Here is a 15,977-nt window from a genome sequence, read left to right on the forward strand (position 1 = left end):
GTTCTGCGGGGTGTGCCCCGGTCTGCGAGTGTGCCCCGGCCGGCGGGTCAACTGTCGAAGCCGAGGCCCAGCCGGTCCATCGCCCGCAGCCACAGGTTGCGCCGCCCGCCGTGCGCGTCGGCGCGGGCCAGCGACCACTTGGTGAGCGCGATACCGGTCCAGGCGAACGGCTCCGGCGGGAACGGCAGCGGCTTTCTGCGGACCATGCCGAGTTCCGTGCGCTCGGTGCGCTCCCCCGCCAGCAGGTCCAGCATCACCTCGGCGCCGAAGCGGGTGGCGCCCACGCCGAGGCCGGTGTAGCCCGCCGCGTAGGCCACCCGCCCCCGGTGGGCGGTGCCGAAGAACGCCGAGAAGCGGGAGCAGGTGTCGATGGCGCCGCCCCAGGCGTGGGTGAAGCGGACGCCCTCCAGTTGCGGGAAGCAGGTGAAGAAGTGCCCGGCGAGCTTGGCGTAGGTCTCCGGGCGGTCCTCGTACTCGGCGCGCACCCGGCCGCCGTACGGGTAGATCGCGTCGTATCCGCCCCACAGGATCCGGTTGTCGGCGGAGAGCCGGAAGTAGTGGAACTGGTTCGCCGAGTCCCCGAGGCCCTGGCGGTTCTTCCAGCCGAGCGACGCCAGTTGGCCGGCGGTGAGCGGCTCGGTCATCAGCGCGTAGTCGTAGACCGGGACGGTGTAGGCGCGGACGCGTCGGACCAGGTTGGGGAAGACGTTCGTGCCGAGGGCCACCTGCCGGGTGCGCACCCGGCCGTAGGGGGTGCGTACGGCCATGCCGGCGCCGTACGGCTCCAGCGTCAGGGCGGGGGTGTGCTCGTAGACGCGCACGCCCAGGTCGAGGCAGGCCCGCTTCAGGCCCCAGGCCAGCTTGGCCGGGTGCAGCATGGCCACGCCCCGGCGGTCCCACAGGCCGGCCTCGAAGGTCGGGGAGTCGACCTGTTCCCGCACCGCGTCGGCGTCCAGGAACTCCACGTCCTCGGCGAGGCCGCGGCGGCTGATCTCCTCGTACCAGTCGCGCAGTTCCCACGCCTGGTACGGCTCGGTGGCGACGTCGATCTCGCCGGTGCGCTCGAAGTCGCAGTCGAGGGAGTAGCGGGCGACGGCCGCCTCGATCTCGTCGAGGTTGCGGGCGCCCAGCTCCTGCAGTGTGTGGATCTCGCCGGGCCAGCGGGCCAGGCCGTTGGCCAGGCCGTGCGTGAGGGAGGCGGCGCAGAAGCCGCCGTTGCGGCCCGAGGCGGCCCAGCCCGCCTCGCGGCCCTCGAGCAGGACCACGTCCCGCCGCGGGTCGCGCTCCTTGGCGAGGAGCGCGGTCCACAGTCCGCTGTACCCGCCGCCGACGACCAGCAGGTCGCAGGTCTCGGCGGCGGTCAGCGCGGGCTCGGGGCGGGGCCGTGCGGGGTCGTCCAGCCAGTACGGGATTGGCCGGGCCTCGGAGAGGGACGGTGTCCAACGGCTCATGGCGCTCGGGGCCATGATGTCAACTCCCTACGAGGGCTTGTGCCTTCTGTTTCGTTCGGCGGTTGCCGACGGCCATGGAGGCCAGGACGAGCAGCACGGCGACGACGAACATGGCCGTGCCGATGACGTTGATCTGGACGGGCGTGCCGCGCTGGGCGGAACCCCACACGAACATGGGGAAGGTGACGGTCGAGCCCGCGTTGAAGTTGGTGATGATGAAGTCGTCGAAGGAGAGCGCGAAGGCGAGCAGCGCGCCGGCCGCGATACCGGGGGCGGCGATGGGCAGGGTGACCCGCAGGAAGGTCTGGGCCGGGCCCGCGTAGAGGTCCTGCGCCGCCTGTTCCAGCCGGGGGTCCATCGACATCACGCGCGCCTTGACCGCCGTCACGACGAAGCTCAGGCAGAACATGATGTGGGCGATCAGGATCGTCCAGAAGCCCAGTCGGGCGCCCATGTTGAGGAACAGGGTGAGCAGCGAGGCCGCCATGACGACCTCGGGCATCGCCATCGGCAGGAAGATCAGGGCGTTGACCGCGCCGCGGGCGCGGAAGCGGTAGCGGACCAGCGCGAAGGCGATCATCGTGCCGAGGGTCGTGGCGCCGATCGTCGCCCACACCGCGATCTGGAGGCTGAGCGACAGCGAGCCGCACATGCCGGAGACCCCGCACGGGTCCTTCCAGGCGTTGGTGGAGAACCGCTGCCACTCGTAGTTGAAGCGTCCCTTCGGCGCGTTGAAGGAGAACACCGTCACGACGACGTTCGGCAGCAGCAGGTATCCAAGCGTCAGCAGTCCCGCGAGGACGACGAGGTTGCGCTTGAGCCAGTTGACGAAGGCCATTCAGACCAGATCCTCCGTGCCGGACTTGCGGATGTAGAACGTGACCATCAGGAGGATGGCGGCCATCAGGATGAAGGAGAGGGCCGCGGCCGTCGGATAGTCCAGGACCCGCAGGAACTGCGCCTGGATGACGTTGCCGACCATGCGGGTGTCGGTGGAGCCGAGCAGTTCGGCGTTGACGTAGTCGCCCGCGGCCGGGATGAAGGTCAGCAGCGTGCCGGAGACCACGCCCGGCATCGACAGCGGGAAGGTGACCTTGCGGAAGGTCGTGAACGGCTTGGCGTACAGGTCGCCGGCCGCCTCGTGGAGCCGTCCGTCGATGCGCTCCAGCGAGGTGTACAGCGGCAGGATCATGAACGGCAGGAAGTTGTACGTCAGGCCGCACACCACCGCGAGCGGGGTGGCCAGGACGCGGTCGCCGGCCGTCCAGCCGAGCCAGTCGGTCAGGTCCAGGACGTGCAGCGAGGTCAGGGTGTGCACGACGGGACCGTCGTCCGCGAGGATCGTCTTCCAGGCCAGGGTGCGGATCAGGAAGGTGGTGAAGAACGGCGCGATCACCATGATCATGACCAGGTTGCGCCAGCGGCCCGCGCGGAAGGCGATCAGGTACGCCAGCGGGTAACCCAGCAGCAGACACAGCAGCGTGGCGACGGCCGCGTAGACCACCGAGCGCAGGAACTGCGGCCAGTACGCGGACAGCGCGTCCCCGTAGGCGGCGAAGTGCCAGGTCACCTTGTAGCCCTGCTCCAGGGAGCCCGTCTGCACGGACGTGGAGGCCTGGTAGACCATCGGCAGCGCGAAGAACAGCAGCAGCCACAGGATGCCGGGCAGCAGCAGCCAGTACGGCACCAGGCGGCCCCGTCTGCGCGGCGGCCTGCGCCCGGGAGCGGCCGGGGCCAGGGGCGGGGGTGCCTCGGTGAGTGTCGTCATCTCTACGCGCCCTCCTCCTCGGCCGTTCCGACGCCCGCGTCGATGTCCTGCGCCGCGTCCAGTCCGAAGGTGTGGGCCGGGTTCCAGTGCAGGACGACCTCGGCGCCGGGCACCAGGCGGGGATCGCGGTCGATGTTCTGGGCGTAGACCTCGAACCGGGGGCAGACCGGGCTGTCGACGACGTACTGGGTGGAGACGCCGATGAAGCTGGAGTCGACGATCCGGCCGGTGATGCGGTTGCGGCCCTCGGGTATCCCGCCGGCCTCGTCGGCGTGGGTGAGGGAGATCTTCTCCGGGCGGACGCCGACCAGCACCTTGCCGCCGGTCGTCGCCGGTGCGGAACACCGCGCCCGGGGCAGTACGAGCTTGCCGCCGCCCGCCTTCAGGACGATGTCGCCGCCGGCGGCGGAGTCGATCTCGGCCTCGATGAGGTTGGAGGTGCCGAGGAAGTTGGCGACGAACGTGGTCCGCGGGTTCTCGTACAGGTCGGTCGGCGAGCCGAGCTGCTCGACGCGGCCGGCGTTCATCACGGCGACCGTGTCGGCCATCGTCATGGCCTCCTCCTGGTCGTGCGTGACGTGGACGAAGGTGATGCCGACCTCGGTCTGGATGCGCTTGAGCTCCAGCTGCATCTGGCGGCGCAGCTTCAGGTCGAGGGCGCCGAGGGGCTCGTCGAGGAGGAGCACCTTGGGGTGGTTGATCAGCGCGCGGGCCACGGCGACGCGCTGCTGCTGGCCGCCGGAGAGCTGGTGCGGCTTCTTGCGGGCCTGCTCGCCGAGCTGGACGAGTTCCAGCATCTCCTCGACCTGCTTCCGCACCGACTTGATGCCGCGCCGGCGCAGGCCGAAGGCGACGTTCTCGAAGACGTCCAGGTGCGGGAAGAGGGCGTAGGACTGGAAGACGGTGTTCACCGGGCGCTTGTACGGCGGCAGGTGGGTCACCTCCTGGTCGCCGAGGAGGACGGTGCCCGTCGTGGGCTCCTCCAGGCCGGCGATCATGCGCAGGGTGGTGGTCTTGCCGCAGCCGGACGCGCCGAGCAGGGCGAAGAAGGAGCCCTGCGGCACGGTCAGGTCCAGTGGGTGCACGGCGGTGAAGGAGCCGTAGGTCTTGCTGATTCCGCACAGGCGGACGTCGCCGCTGTTGTCTGTCGTCATCTTCGTCACGCCCCGGTGAGCTTCGCGAACTTCGATTCGTAGGCCGTCTCTTCCTCCGTGCTCAGTGAGCGGAAGGCGTGCGACTTCGCGGCCATGGCCTGGTCGGGAATGATCAGCGGATTGTCCGCCGCACTCTCGTCGATCTTCGCGAGGTAGGGCTTCACGCCCTCGACCGGGGACACGTAGTTGACGTAGGCGGAGAGCGCGGCGGCCTGCTCGGGCTCGTAGAAGAAGTCGATGAGGCGCTCGGCGTTCGTCTTGTGGCGCGCCTTGTTGGGGATCAGCAGGTTGTCGGTCGACGTCATGTAGCCGCTGTCGGGGATGACGAAGTCGACGTCCGGGCTGTCCGCCTTGAGCTGCACCACGTCACCGGCCCAGGCCAGGCACGCGGCGAAGTCGCCCTTGGTGAGGTCGGACGTGTAGTCGTTGCCGGTGAAGCGGCGGATCTGGCCCTTGTCGACGGCCTTCTGCAGGCGGGCGATCACCGCGTCGAAGTCGTCGTCGGTGAACCTCGCCGGGTCCTTGCCCATGTCCAGCAGCGTCATGCCGATGCTGTCGCGCATCTCGGACAGGAAGCCGACGCGGCCCTTGAGCCGGGGGTTGTCGAGCAGGTCGGAGACCGACTTCACCTCGATGCCGTCGAGCGCCTTCTTGTTGTACGCGATGACGGTCGAGATGCCCTGCCAGGGGTAGGAGTAGGCGCGGCCCGGGTCCCAGTCGGGGCTGCGGAACTGGTCCGACAGGTTCGCGAAGGCGTGCGGCAGGTGGGACGGGTCCAGCTTCTGCGCCCACCCCAGGCGGATCAGGCGGGCGGCCAGCCAGTCGGTGAGGACGACGAGGTCGCGGCCGGTGTCCTGGCCCGCGGCGAGCTGCGGCTTGATCTTGGCGAAGAACTCGTTGTTGTCGTTGATGTCCTCGGTGTACTTGACCGTGATCCCGGTGCGCCGGCGGAACGTGTCGAGCGTCGGGTGGTGTTTCCCGCTGTCGTCGACGTCGATGTACTCGGTCCAGTTGGAGAAGTGGACGACCTTCTCCTCGGCCGAGTGGTCCTGGGCGGAGACGCCGCCCCGGGTGTCGCCCGCCGGGGGGATGCCGCAGGCGCCGAGCGCCCCGAGACCGCCGGTGGCGAGTGCGCCGCCCGCGCAGGCGCGCAGCAGCGAACGGCGGGTGAGGGAGGCCCTGCCGTTGCGCAGACTGCGCCGCATGGCGGCCACCTGGGCCGGGGACAGGCGGTCGGGCTCGTACTGCTCCATGCGCGTGGTGCCCTTTCGGGAGGTGGACGGCCGCGGGTCAGACGGCCTGGTGCTGCTGTCGGTCCCCGAAGACGGTGCGGTGCCAGCCCTTCCTGGCCACCGCGGTGTTGTCGAACATGACGTGCTTGATCTGCGTGTACTCCTCGAAGGAGTAGGCGGACATGTCCTTGCCGAAGCCGGACGCCCGGTGGCCGCCGTGCGGCATCTCGCTGACGATCGGGATGTGGTCGTTGATCCACACGCAGCCCGCGCGGATCTCGCGGGTGGCGCGGTGCGCCCGGTAGACGCTGCGAGTCCACGCCGAGGCGGCGAGCCCGTAGGGGGTGTCGTTGGCCAGCCGGAGGCCGTCGTCGTCGCCGTCGAACGGCAGGACCACCAGCACCGGGCCGAAGATCTCCGCCTGCACGACCTCGCTGTCCTGCGGGGCGCCGGCGATCAGCGTCGGCCGGTAGTAGGCGCCCGCGGCGAGGTCCCCGCCGGGCGCCTCGCCGCCGGTGACCACGCGCGCGTAGGCACGCGCCCGGTCCACGAAGCCGGCGACGCGGTCGCGGTGGGCGTGCGAGACGAGCGGGCCCAGATCGGTGCCGGGGGCGAAGGGGTCGCCGAGCCGGACGGTCTCCATGAGCGCGGCGGTCTGCTCGACGAACGCCTCGTACAGGGGCCGCTGCACGTACGCGCGGGTGGCGGCCGTGCAGTCCTGCCCGGTGTTGACAAGGGCGCCGGCGACCGCGCCGTGCACCGCGGCCTCCAGGTCGGCGTCGTCGAAGACGACGAAGGGCGCCTTGCCGCCGAGTTCCAGGTGGAGCCGTTTGACGGCGGCGCCGGCGATCCCGGCGACCCGTCGGCCGACGGCCGTGGAGCCGGTGAAGGAGACCATGGCCACGTCGGGGTGGCCGACGAGGTGCTCCCCGGCCTCCTCGCCGGTGCCGGTGACGACGTTGACCACGCCGTCGGGGATGCCCGCGTCCCGCGCCGCCCGGGCGAACAGCAGCGAGGTGAGCGGGGTGAGCTCGGCGGGCTTCAGCACGACGGTGTTGCCCGCGGCGATCGCCGGGAGGATCTTCCAGGCGGCCATCTGCAAAGGGTAGTTCCAGGGTGCGACCGAGCCGACGACACCGACGGGTTCCCGGCGTACGTAGGAGGTGTGGTCGCCGGAGTACTCCCCCGCCGACTGGCCCTGCAGGTGCCGGGCGGCGCCCGCGAAGAACGCGGTGTTGTCGATCGTGCCCGGCACGTCGAACCCGCGGGACAGCTTCAGCGGCTTGCCGCACTGCAGGGACTCCGCGCGGGCGAGGTCCTCGGCGCGGTCGGCGAGGACGTCCGCCAGGCGGTGCAGCGCGTCGGAGCGCTCACCGGGCGTGGCGCCCGCCCACTCCGGGAACGCGGCGCGGGCGGCGGCCACCGCCGCGTCCACGTCCTCGGCTCCGGCCAGGTCGTAGGTGTACACCGGCGCGCCGGTGGCCGGGTCGACGACGGTGTGCGTACGGCCCGAGGTGCCCTTGGCCGGGCGGCCGGCGAGGTGCAGCGCGCCGTCGGCGAAACGTTCCTGGGCCGGGAAGCGTGCGTCGGCCTCGTGGTGCATGTCGCTCTCCTCCGCGTCCCCGCCACGGGGGCCGGCGTGGCTCAGGCTCGATGTGAATGCCGATCCTGACAGAGCAACGGGATGCCAACAAGTGATTCCGTTGTTTCCTTTTGGTTACGCAACGGAATCTGTCGACCGGGTGTCGAGTGGGAGCGGAAAAACGGGGACGGAATGTCAGTGGCGCGTGCCACACTCGGCGGCATGGTGAAGATCGATTCTCGGGACGCCCTGATCAGGGCGATCCACGCGGGGGCGAGGGTCACGTACCTCTTCTTCTGGGGGCACCGGCCGCGCCCGGACGGGCGGATCGGCGCGAGCTGCCTGAGCCAGTGGTGGCCGGCGCCGTTCACCGTGGACGGCGTGACCTACGCGAGCGCCGAGCACTGGATGATGGCGGGCAAGGCGCGGCTGTTCGGCGACGCGGAGGCCGAGCGGCGGGTGCTGGCGGCGGAGCATCCGGCGGAGGCGAAGAAAGCGGGGCGGCTGGTGCGCGGCTTCGACGAGGCGATATGGCGGCGGGAGCGCTTCGGGATCGTCGTCGCGGGCAGTGTGCACAAGTTCGCCGCCCACCCCGAGCTGCGGGAGTTCCTGCTGGGCACGGGGGAGCGGGTGCTGGTGGAGGCCAGTCCGGTGGACCGGGTGTGGGGCATCGGCCTGGCCGCGGACGACGAGGCCGCCGCGGACCCGGAGCGCTGGCGTGGGGACAACCTGCTCGGTTTCGCGCTGATGGAGGCGCGGGAGCGGCTGTCGGCGCAGGTCCGGTGACACGGGGGCCGGTCGCGCGGGAGCGGCGGCGGATCGGCGGGACCGGCGGCGGATCGGCGGGACCGGCGGCGGATCGGCGGGACCGGCGGCGGATCGGCGGGACCGGCGGCCCGCCGGACCGGTGATCCGGCGGGAGTGGCGGCGGCGCGCGGCGCGGGCGGGTCAGTGGTGGACGGCCGCCGCGACCGGGCCGGCGCCGTCGTAGACGTACGGGTCGGATTCCGTGTCGTCCTTGTTCGCCGCCATGACGATGCCGACGACTATCAGCACGGTGACGGCGAGACCGAGGATGATGCCGATGATCCCGGTGATGAAACCGGCCTGCGCCTGCCCGTGGTTGGTGGCCTCGCCGCGGTCCGCGCGCCGGCGGCCCTTGATGCCGAAGACCACGGCGAGGACGCCCAGCACCAGCGAGAACACGCCGTAGAAGCAGAACAGGCAGCAGGACAGGATGCCCAGCACCATCGCCGCGATGCCCATGCCGTTCTGCGGCGGCATCGGCGGGGCGCCCCAGCCGGGACCCTGCGGGTAGCCCGGGTAGCCGTAGCCGCCGGGTGCCGCGGGGGGCGGGACGGCGGGGCCGGAGGGGGCTATCGGCGGAGGCGGCACGGATCCGGCGCCGGTAGGGGCGGGGGCGGGACCGGGGTGACCGGAGCCCGGGGCGCCGTAGCCGGAGTGGGGGGCCGGGGTGCCGTAGCCGGGGGTGCCCGCGGCCTGGGCGCCGGGCGCCTGGCCCGCTCCGGGCGGGGCGAAGCCGCCCGGGGCGGGCATCGAGGTCACGGTGGCCTGGTCGTGCACGGACGACGGCTGCCCGGCCGGGGACTGCTGGGCCGGGGGCTGCTGCGGGGGCAGGTCCGCGGACTGCGGCGGCGGCCAGCCGGCGGCGGGGGCCGCCGGAGCCGTCGCGCCGGGCGCGGGCGGCTGCTGCTGCGGGCGCTTCTCCAAAGACGGGCCGTGCTCCGGGGGTGCCCAGGGATGGGCGCCGCTTCCGGTGTCGTCGTGCGGCCGGCTTCCGTCCGTCATCTCGTAAGTCCCCCTCGCTCGATCGTCCCGCCATGCTACGGCCTGGCGCCGACGTGCCCGCGCCCGGTCCTCCGCCGGGCGCCCGGCCTACGATGATCCCCGATGCGCCGATCAGCCGATCACCGCGTCCCGCCCGCCGCCCCGGTGGAGCGGGGCGCCGCTTTCGGGGAGGAACCGTTGACCGACCAGAGCACCGCGCCCGCCGCCGACCGGGCCGCCCGCGACCTGCACGCCTTCATAGCCGCCCTGCCCAAGGCCGAACTGCACGTGCACCACGTCGGTTCCGCCTCCCCGCGCATCGTCGCCGAACTGGCCGCCCGGCACCCCGACTCGAAGGTGCCCACCGATCCCGAGGCCCTGGCCGACTACTTCACTTTCACCGACTTCGCCCACTTCATCGAGGTCTACCTGTCCGTCGTCGACCTGATCCGCACCCCGGAGGACGTACGGCTGCTGACCTACGAGGTGGCTCGTGAGCTGGCCCGGCAGCAGGTGCGCTACGCCGAGCTGACCGTCACGCCGTACTCCTCCACCCGGCGCGGCATCGACGCGCGCGCCTTCATGGACGCCATCGAGGACGCCCGCAAGGCGGCCGAGGCGGACTTCGGGACGATCCTGCGCTGGTGCTTCGACATCCCCGGCGAGGCGGGCCTCGAAGCGGCCGAGGAGACCGTCCGGCTCGCCACCGACGACCGGCTGCGCCCCGAGGGACTGGTCTCCTTCGGGCTGGGCGGGCCGGAGATCGGCGTGCCGCGGCCGCAGTTCAAGCCGTACTTCGACCGCGCGATCGCCGCCGGGCTGCGCTCCGTGCCGCACGCCGGCGAGACCACCGGCCCGCAGACGGTGTGGGACGCGCTGACCCACCTGCGCGCCGAGCGCATCGGCCACGGCACCAGCTCCGCCCAGGACCCGAAGCTGCTCGCCCACCTCGCCGAGCACCGCATCCCGCTGGAGGTGTGCCCCACCTCCAACATCGCCACCCGCGCCGTCCGCACCCTCGACGAGCACCCGATCAAGGAGTTCGCCGCCGCCGGGGTCCTGGTCACCGTCAACTCCGACGACCCGCCGATGTTCGGCACCGACCTCAACAACGAGTACGCCGTCGCCGCCCGCCTCCTCGACCTGGACGAGCGGGGTGTGGCCGAGCTGGCGAAGAACGCGGTGGAGGCGTCCTTCCTGGACGCGGCCGGCAAGGCGCGGCTGGCGGAGGAGATCGACACGTACACCGCCCGGTGGCTCGCCGCCTGATCCGGACGGCCGGCCCCGGGCCCTGGGCTCCGTTCCCCGGGCCCGGGAACCCTGTACCCCGGGCCCAGGCCCGGCTCGGGCCCAGGCCCGGTTCGGGCCCAGGCCCCGACCCCGGCCACAATGGGCCCATGCAGACCGTCACCGCCGTGGCCCACCGCGGCGATCCCTACCGCGCCCGTGAGAACACCCTCGCCTCGCTGCGCTCCGCCCTCGCGCGGGGCGCCGACGCGGTCGAGATCGACGTACGGCTCACCCGCGACGGCGTGCCCGTGCTGCTGCACGACGCGACGCTGAAGCGGCTGTGGGAGGTGGACCGGCCGCTGTCCGCGCTCTCGGCGGACGAGGTGCGGGGCCTGACCGCGGGCGGCGTGCCCACCCTGGAGGAGGCGCTGCGGGCCACCGACGGCCACCGCGTGATGATCGACCTGCCCGGCGCCCCCGGCGTGCGCGCCGTGCACCGGGTCGTGGACGCCGTGCGCGCCTGCGGTGCGCGGGACCGCGTCTACTACACCGCCGGCGCCCCCGCCATGCTCGCGGTCCGCGCCGCCGACGCGTCCGCCGAGATCGCCCTCACCTGGACCACGCTCGCCCCGCCCCGCCCGGCCCTCCTCGACGCCGTCCGCCCCCGCTGGCTCAACTACCGTTTCCCCCTCGTCGACCGCGCCCTCGCCGAGCGCGTTCGCCGCGACGGCTACCTTCTGTCCTGCTGGACCCCCGACACCCGCCGCTCCCTGCGCCGCCTCCTCGCCCTCGGCGTCGACTCGATCACCACCAACCGCGTCGACGTGCTGCACGCGCTGCGGGCGGACGAAAGCCGGCTCCCGTAGGGGTGATCCCCCACAACTTCCTTCCCCATCAAGGGGGTTGATCCGGGGACGCGCCGGGGCCGATGCCCTCCTCACCGACGATCCGCGGCGGCTGCGCGGCACCGGACGATGATCGGCGTCACCTCAACCACCACAGGAGGCAGCCGATGCGCCGCCGTACCGCCGTCCTCGCGTCCGCCCTCGTCCTCGCCCTCACCGCCGGGCCGGCGGTCGCGGCCCCCGCCCTCGCCGCCGCGCCGGCGCCCGGCACCGCGCGGGGCCCGGCCGCCGGGCCGGACACCGACGCCCTCCGAGCGGCCCTCGCCGGACTGCCCGACCACGACGCGACCGCGGCGCTGCTGCGGGTGGGCGGCGAGGGAAGCTGGCGCGGCACGGCGGGCGTGCGGGACCTGCGCACCGGGGCGCCGGCGCTCGCGCACGCCCGCTTCCGCGCCGGTTCGGTGACCAAGGTGGTCACCGCGGCGATCGTGCTGCAACTGGCCGCGGAGCGGCGGATCGACCTCGACGGCACCGTGCAGCACTACCTGCCGGGCCTGTTCACCGACGCCTTCCGGCCCGTCACCGTACGGCAGTTGCTGAACTACACCAGCGGCCTGCAGCCCGGCGCCTCGCTGGGCGAGACGGTCGAGGAGGGCTACGCGCACCGCTTCGAGACGCTGACGCCGCGTCAGGTGGTGGCCGCGTCGGTGGCCAAGGGCCCGGCGTACGACCCCGGGACGCGGCAGACGTACGCCAACATCCACTACACCGTGCTCGGCCTGCTGATCGAGAAGGTCACCGGCGACTCCTACGCGCACCAGGCGCAGGTCAGGATCTTCCGTCCGCTCGGTATGCGGGACACGTCCTTCCCACGCGGCGCCGACCCGCGCATCCACGGCCCGCACAACCGCGGTTACGACTGGATCGACGGCAGGCTCGTCGACGTCACCGACTGGAACATGTCCGACCGGTGGGCGGCCGGCGACATGATCTCCACCACCGCCGACCTGGAACGGCTCCTGCTCGCCCTGTTCCGCGGCCGCGTCGTGCCCGAGCCGCAACTGCGGGAGATGTTCACCGTCCCGGACGTGCCCGGGGCCAGGTACGGCGCGGCCCTGGAGCGCATCGAGCTCAACGGCCGGGTGATCTGGGCCAAGACGGGCTCCCGCCCCGGCTACGCCACCGTCTTCGCCGCGACCCGGGACCTGTCCCGCACCCTCGTCTACTCCGTCAACGCCACCGACGCCAAGGGCGACGGCCTCGCCGCCGCCCGGCGCTTCGCCTTCCCGGCGTTCAACCGGTGAAAGGGCCGGCCGCGGCGGGGCGGCGGCCGTCCGGGACGGCCGCCGGGGCGGGCAGCCCCGGCGGCCGGCGCGCGGACGTCAGCCGTTGAGCGACGTCATCACGTGCTTCACCCGCGTGTAGTCCTCGAAGCCGTACCCCGACAGGTCCTTGCCGTAGCCGGACTTCTTGAAGCCGCCGTGCGGCATCTCGGCGACCAGCGGGATGTGGGTGTTGATCCACACGCAGCCGAAGTCGAGCTTCTTGGACATGCGCATGGCGCGGGCGTGGTCGCGGGTCCACACGGAGGAGGCGAGGGCGTACTCGACGCCGTTGGCGTACTCCACGGCCTGGTCCTCGTCCGAGAAGGACTGGACGGTGATGACCGGGCCGAAGACCTCCTTCTGGATGATCTCGTCGTCCTGCCTGACGCCGGAGACGACGGTCGGCGCGTAGAAGTAGCCCTTGTCGCCGACGCGCTTGCCGCCGGTCTCCACGCGCGCGTGCGCGGGCAGGCGGTTGATGAAGCCCTCGACCTGGGCGAGCTGGTTGGGGTTGTTCAGCGGGCCGAAGAGGACCTCCTCGTCGTCCGGCATGCCGGTCTTGATGTTCGCGGCGGCCTTGGTGAGCTCGGCGACGAACTCGTCGTGGATCGACTCGTGGACCAGGACGCGGCAGGCGGCCGTGCAGTCCTGCCCGGCGTTGAAGAAGCCCGCCACGGAGATGTCCTCCACGGCCTTGGCGATGTCGACGTCCTCGAAGACGACGACCGGGGCCTTGCCGCCGAGCTCCAGGTGGACGCGCTTGAGGTCCTTGGACGCGGACTCGGCGACCTGCATGCCGGCCCGCACGGAGCCGGTGATGGAGGCCATGGCGGGGACGGGGTGCTCGACCATCATGCGGCCGGTCTCGCGGTCGCCGCAGATGACGTTGAAGACGCCCTTGGGCAGGATCGAGCCGAGGATGTCGGCGATCAGGACGGTGGAGGCCGGCGTGGTGTCCGACGGCTTCAGCACGACCGTGTTGCCGGCCGCGATCGCCGGGGCGAATTTCCACACGGCCATCATCATCGGGTAGTTCCACGGCGCGACCTGGGCGCAGACGCCGACCGGCTCGCGCCGGATCATCGACGTCATTCCCTCCATGTACTCGCCGGCCGAGCGGCCCTCCAGCATCCGCGCCGCGCCCGCGAAGAAGCGGATCTGGTCGATCATCGGCGGGATCTCCTCGTCACGGGTGAGCCCGATCGGCTTGCCCGTGTTCTCCACCTCGGCCGCGATGAGCTCCTCGGCGCGCTCCTCGAACGCGTCCGCGATCTTCAGCAGGGCCTTCTGCCGCTCGGCGGGGGTGGTGTCGCGCCAGCCGGGGAAGGCCCGGGCGGCGGCCTCCATGGCGGCGTCCACGTCCGCCTGGCCGGACAGCGGGGCGGTGGCGTAGGCCTCGCCCGTCGCGGGGTTGACCACCTCGGTGGTCCGTCCGTCGGCGGCGTCCCGGAACTCACCGTCGATGTAGTTGCGCAGACGACGCAGCTCGGTGCTCACTGCCGGCCCTCCAAGTTCGGGTGTCCAATCGCTGGGACACCCACATTAGTCCGCGCCTCCACGTTTTCAACAGGCCCGACCCGAGCCGATCTACGGAATCCGCAAGTATCAGGTTCATAAACAACGGATTTCATCGATCAAGCCTTGCGAAACTGCCGAGACGTCGTGCACAGTGGGGGCGTGGCCAGTCGAAGCGCAGATCAGCGGGACGTCCGCGAGTCCCGCCGGGACCCCCGCGAGTCCAGGAACGGCAACCCCCCTCTGGACGCCGTCTCCCTCGCCATCATCGAGCAGTTGCAGGAGGACGGCCGCCGGCCGTACGCCGCCATCGGCAAGGCCGTCGGCCTGTCCGAGGCGGCCGTGCGCCAGCGCGTGCAGAAGCTGCTCGACCAGGGCGTGATGCAGATCGTCGCCGTCACCGACCCGCTCACCGTGGGCTTCCGGCGGCAGGCGATGGTCGGCATCACCGTGGAGGGCGACGCGGAGGAGGTCGCCGACGCGCTCACCGACATGCCGGAAGTCGAGTACGTGGTGATGACCGCCGGCTCCTTCGACGTCCTCGCCGAGATCGTCTGCGAGGACGACGACCACCTGCTGGAGGTCATCAACAAACGCATCCGGGCGCTGCCCTCGGTGCGCTCCACCGAGAGCTTCGTCTATCTGAAGCTCAAGAAGCAGACCTACATGTGGGGAACCCGATAACCGTGAGTAGCAAGGACCTCAGCCGATCCGCGTACGACCACCTGTGGATGCACTTCACCCGCATGTCCTCGTACGAGAACGCGCCCGTCCCGACCATCGTCCGTGGTGAGGGCACCTACATCTACGACGACAAGGGGAAGCGCTACCTGGACGGTCTCGCGGGTCTGTTCGTGGTCCAGGCCGGCCACGGCCGCACCGAGCTCGCCGAGACCGCGTTCAAGCAGGCGCAGGAACTCGCCTTCTTCCCGGTGTGGTCCTACGCCCACCCCAAGGCCGTCGAACTGGCCGAGCGGCTCGCCGACTACGCGCCCGGTGACCTGAACAAGGTCTTCTTCACCACCGGTGGCGGCGAGGCGGTCGAGACCGCCTGGAAGCTGGCCAAGCAGTACTTCAAGCTGGTCGGCAAGCCGACGAAGCACAAGGTGATATCCCGCGCGGTCGCCTACCACGGCACCCCGCAGGGCGCCCTGTCCATCACCGGCCTGCCGGGTCTGAAGGCCCCCTTCGAGCCGCTGGTGCCGGGCGCGCACAAGGTCCCGAACACCAACATCTACCGCGCGCCGGTCTTCGGCGACGACCCGGTCGCCTTCGGCCGCTGGGCCGCCGACCAGATCGAGCAGCAGATCCTCTTCGAGGGCCCCGACACCGTCGCCGCGGTCTTCCTGGAGCCGGTGCAGAACGCCGGCGGCTGCTTCCCGCCTCCGCCCGGCTACTTCCAGCGGGTGCGCGAGATCTGCGACAAGTACGACGTGCTGCTCGTCTCCGACGAGGTCATCTGCGCCTTCGGCCGCCTGGGCACGATGTTCGCCTGCGACAAGTTCGGCTACGTCCCGGACATGATCACCTGCGCCAAGGGCATGACCTCGGGCTACTCCCCCATCGGCGCCTGCATCGTCTCCGACCGGATCGCCGAGCCGTTCTACCGGGGCGACAACACCTTCCTGCACGGCTACACCTTCGGCGGCCACCCGGTCTCCGCCGCGGTCGCCCTGGCCAACCTCGACCTGTTCGAGCGCGAGAGCCTCAACCAGCACGTCCTGGACAACGAGGCGGCGTTCTTCGCCACCCTGCGCAAGCTGCACGACCTGCCCATCGTCGGCGACGTCCGCGGCAACGGCTTCTTCTACGGCATCGAGCTGGTCAAGGACAAGGCCACCAAGGAGACCTTCGACGAGGAGGAGACCGAGCGCGTCCTGTACGGCTTCCTGTCCAAGGCCCTCTTCGACAACGGCCTGTACTGCCGTGCCGACGACCGCGGCGACCCGGTCGTCCAGCTCGCCCCGCCGCTCGTCTCCGACCAGGCGACCTTCGACGAGATCGAGCAGATCCTGCGCGCGACGCTGACGGAGGCGTGGACGAAGCTGTGACCGCGCCCCGGGAGGATCATCCTCCCGGATGGTCAA

The 15,977-nt window shown here is 71.6% G+C and carries 13 protein-coding genes and 1 pseudogene; 6 read left to right on the top strand and 8 right to left on the bottom strand.

Annotation, left to right across the window (positions count from 1 at the left end):
• Positions 1-47: 47 nt before the first annotated feature.
• The 6 genes from IE225_RS23065 to IE225_RS23090 are packed head-to-tail and all read right to left on the bottom strand — an operon-like array spanning position 48 to position 7,208.
• Positions 48-1,466 carry an NAD(P)/FAD-dependent oxidoreductase gene (locus tag IE225_RS23065; RefSeq protein WP_190059510.1) on the bottom strand — a complete coding sequence of 473 codons (1,419 nt, stop codon included), beginning with the start codon at positions 1,464-1,466 and terminating at the stop codon, positions 48-50.
• A gap of 4 nt (positions 1,467-1,470) precedes the next feature.
• Positions 1,471-2,289: an ABC transporter permease gene (locus IE225_RS23070; RefSeq protein WP_190059511.1), complete on the bottom strand. Its 819-nt coding sequence runs from the start codon at positions 2,287-2,289 to the stop codon at positions 1,471-1,473.
• On the bottom strand, positions 2,290-3,219 hold the full coding sequence (locus IE225_RS23075; protein WP_190059512.1) for an ABC transporter permease: 930 nt from the start codon (positions 3,217-3,219) through the stop codon (positions 2,290-2,292).
• A 2-nt stretch (positions 3,220-3,221) separates the two neighbouring features.
• Positions 3,222-4,373 (bottom strand): ABC transporter ATP-binding protein, encoded by a 1,152-nt coding sequence (locus tag IE225_RS23080; protein ID WP_190059513.1) that lies wholly within the window; start codon positions 4,371-4,373, stop codon positions 3,222-3,224.
• 5 nt (positions 4,374-4,378) lie between these two features.
• Positions 4,379-5,626 carry a polyamine ABC transporter substrate-binding protein gene (locus IE225_RS23085; protein ID WP_190059514.1) on the bottom strand — a complete coding sequence of 416 codons (1,248 nt, stop codon included), beginning with the start codon at positions 5,624-5,626 and terminating at the stop codon, positions 4,379-4,381.
• Positions 5,627-5,663: 37 nt separating this feature from the next.
• Positions 5,664-7,208: a gamma-aminobutyraldehyde dehydrogenase gene (locus tag IE225_RS23090; RefSeq protein WP_190059515.1), complete on the bottom strand. Its 1,545-nt coding sequence runs from the start codon at positions 7,206-7,208 to the stop codon at positions 5,664-5,666.
• 201 nt (positions 7,209-7,409) lie between these two features.
• On the opposite strand from IE225_RS23090, the gene ybiA reads away from it, so the two are divergent.
• Complete coding sequence (gene ybiA / locus IE225_RS23095; RefSeq protein WP_506004987.1) at positions 7,410-7,973, top strand: riboflavin biosynthesis intermediates N-glycosidase; 564 nt, start codon at positions 7,410-7,412, stop codon at positions 7,971-7,973.
• A 162-nt stretch (positions 7,974-8,135) separates the two neighbouring features.
• On the opposite strand, the gene IE225_RS23100 is transcribed toward ybiA, so the two are convergent.
• Positions 8,136-8,996, bottom strand: coding sequence for a DUF4190 domain-containing protein (locus IE225_RS23100; protein WP_190059517.1), 861 nt, complete (start codon positions 8,994-8,996; stop codon positions 8,136-8,138).
• Between the two features lie 118 nt (positions 8,997-9,114).
• Between IE225_RS23100 and IE225_RS23105 the strand changes: the two are divergent.
• The 3 genes and pseudogenes from IE225_RS23105 to IE225_RS23115 all read left to right on the top strand — a co-directional run bounded on the left by IE225_RS23105 (position 9,115) and on the right by IE225_RS23115 (position 12,354).
• Positions 9,115-10,244: pseudogene (locus tag IE225_RS23105) on the top strand (adenosine deaminase).
• Between the two features lie 128 nt (positions 10,245-10,372).
• Complete coding sequence (locus IE225_RS23110; protein ID WP_190059519.1) at positions 10,373-11,071, top strand: glycerophosphodiester phosphodiesterase; 699 nt, start codon at positions 10,373-10,375, stop codon at positions 11,069-11,071.
• A 146-nt stretch (positions 11,072-11,217) separates the two neighbouring features.
• Entirely contained in the window at positions 11,218-12,354 is a 1,137-nt protein-coding gene (locus IE225_RS23115; RefSeq protein WP_190059520.1) for a serine hydrolase domain-containing protein, read from the top strand.
• 78 nt (positions 12,355-12,432) lie between these two features.
• Here the strand turns inward: IE225_RS23115 and IE225_RS23120 are convergent, their stop codons facing one another.
• Positions 12,433-13,872 carry a gamma-aminobutyraldehyde dehydrogenase gene (locus IE225_RS23120; RefSeq protein WP_190059521.1) on the bottom strand — a complete coding sequence of 480 codons (1,440 nt, stop codon included), beginning with the start codon at positions 13,870-13,872 and terminating at the stop codon, positions 12,433-12,435.
• A 165-nt stretch (positions 13,873-14,037) separates the two neighbouring features.
• Here IE225_RS23120 and IE225_RS23125 point away from each other — a divergent pair, with 165 nt between their 5' ends.
• Together IE225_RS23125 and IE225_RS23130 are read left to right on the top strand one after the other, a co-directional pair.
• Positions 14,038-14,574, top strand: coding sequence for an Lrp/AsnC family transcriptional regulator (locus IE225_RS23125; RefSeq protein ID WP_190059598.1), 537 nt, complete (start codon positions 14,038-14,040; stop codon positions 14,572-14,574).
• 2 nt (positions 14,575-14,576) lie between these two features.
• Positions 14,577-15,941: an aspartate aminotransferase family protein gene (locus IE225_RS23130; RefSeq protein ID WP_190059522.1), complete on the top strand. Its 1,365-nt coding sequence runs from the start codon at positions 14,577-14,579 to the stop codon at positions 15,939-15,941.
• Positions 15,942-15,977: the final 36 nt, after the last annotated feature.

Source organism: Streptomyces echinoruber, from assembly GCF_014651135.1.
GTDB lineage: Bacteria > Actinomycetota > Actinomycetes > Streptomycetales > Streptomycetaceae > Streptomyces > Streptomyces echinoruber.

Excerpts from the sequence above, each read along its gene's own strand:
- IE225_RS23065 (WP_190059510.1), bottom strand. The coding sequence starts at position 1,466 with ATGGCCCCGAGCGCCATGAGCCGTTGGACACCGTCCCTCTCCGAGGCC.
- IE225_RS23070 (WP_190059511.1), bottom strand. The coding sequence starts at position 2,289 with ATGGCCTTCGTCAACTGGCTCAAGCGCAACCTCGTCGTCCTCGCGGGA.
- IE225_RS23075 (WP_190059512.1), bottom strand. The coding sequence starts at position 3,219 with ATGACGACACTCACCGAGGCACCCCCGCCCCTGGCCCCGGCCGCTCCC.
- IE225_RS23080 (WP_190059513.1), bottom strand. The coding sequence starts at position 4,373 with ATGACGACAGACAACAGCGGCGACGTCCGCCTGTGCGGAATCAGCAAG.
- IE225_RS23085 (WP_190059514.1), bottom strand. The coding sequence starts at position 5,626 with ATGGAGCAGTACGAGCCCGACCGCCTGTCCCCGGCCCAGGTGGCCGCC.
- IE225_RS23090 (WP_190059515.1), bottom strand. The coding sequence starts at position 7,208 with ATGCACCACGAGGCCGACGCACGCTTCCCGGCCCAGGAACGTTTCGCC.
- ybiA (WP_506004987.1), top strand. The coding sequence starts at position 7,410 with ATGGTGAAGATCGATTCTCGGGACGCCCTGATCAGGGCGATCCACGCG.
- IE225_RS23100 (WP_190059517.1), bottom strand. The coding sequence starts at position 8,996 with ATGACGGACGGAAGCCGGCCGCACGACGACACCGGAAGCGGCGCCCAT.
- IE225_RS23110 (WP_190059519.1), top strand. The coding sequence starts at position 10,373 with ATGCAGACCGTCACCGCCGTGGCCCACCGCGGCGATCCCTACCGCGCC.
- IE225_RS23115 (WP_190059520.1), top strand. The coding sequence starts at position 11,218 with ATGCGCCGCCGTACCGCCGTCCTCGCGTCCGCCCTCGTCCTCGCCCTC.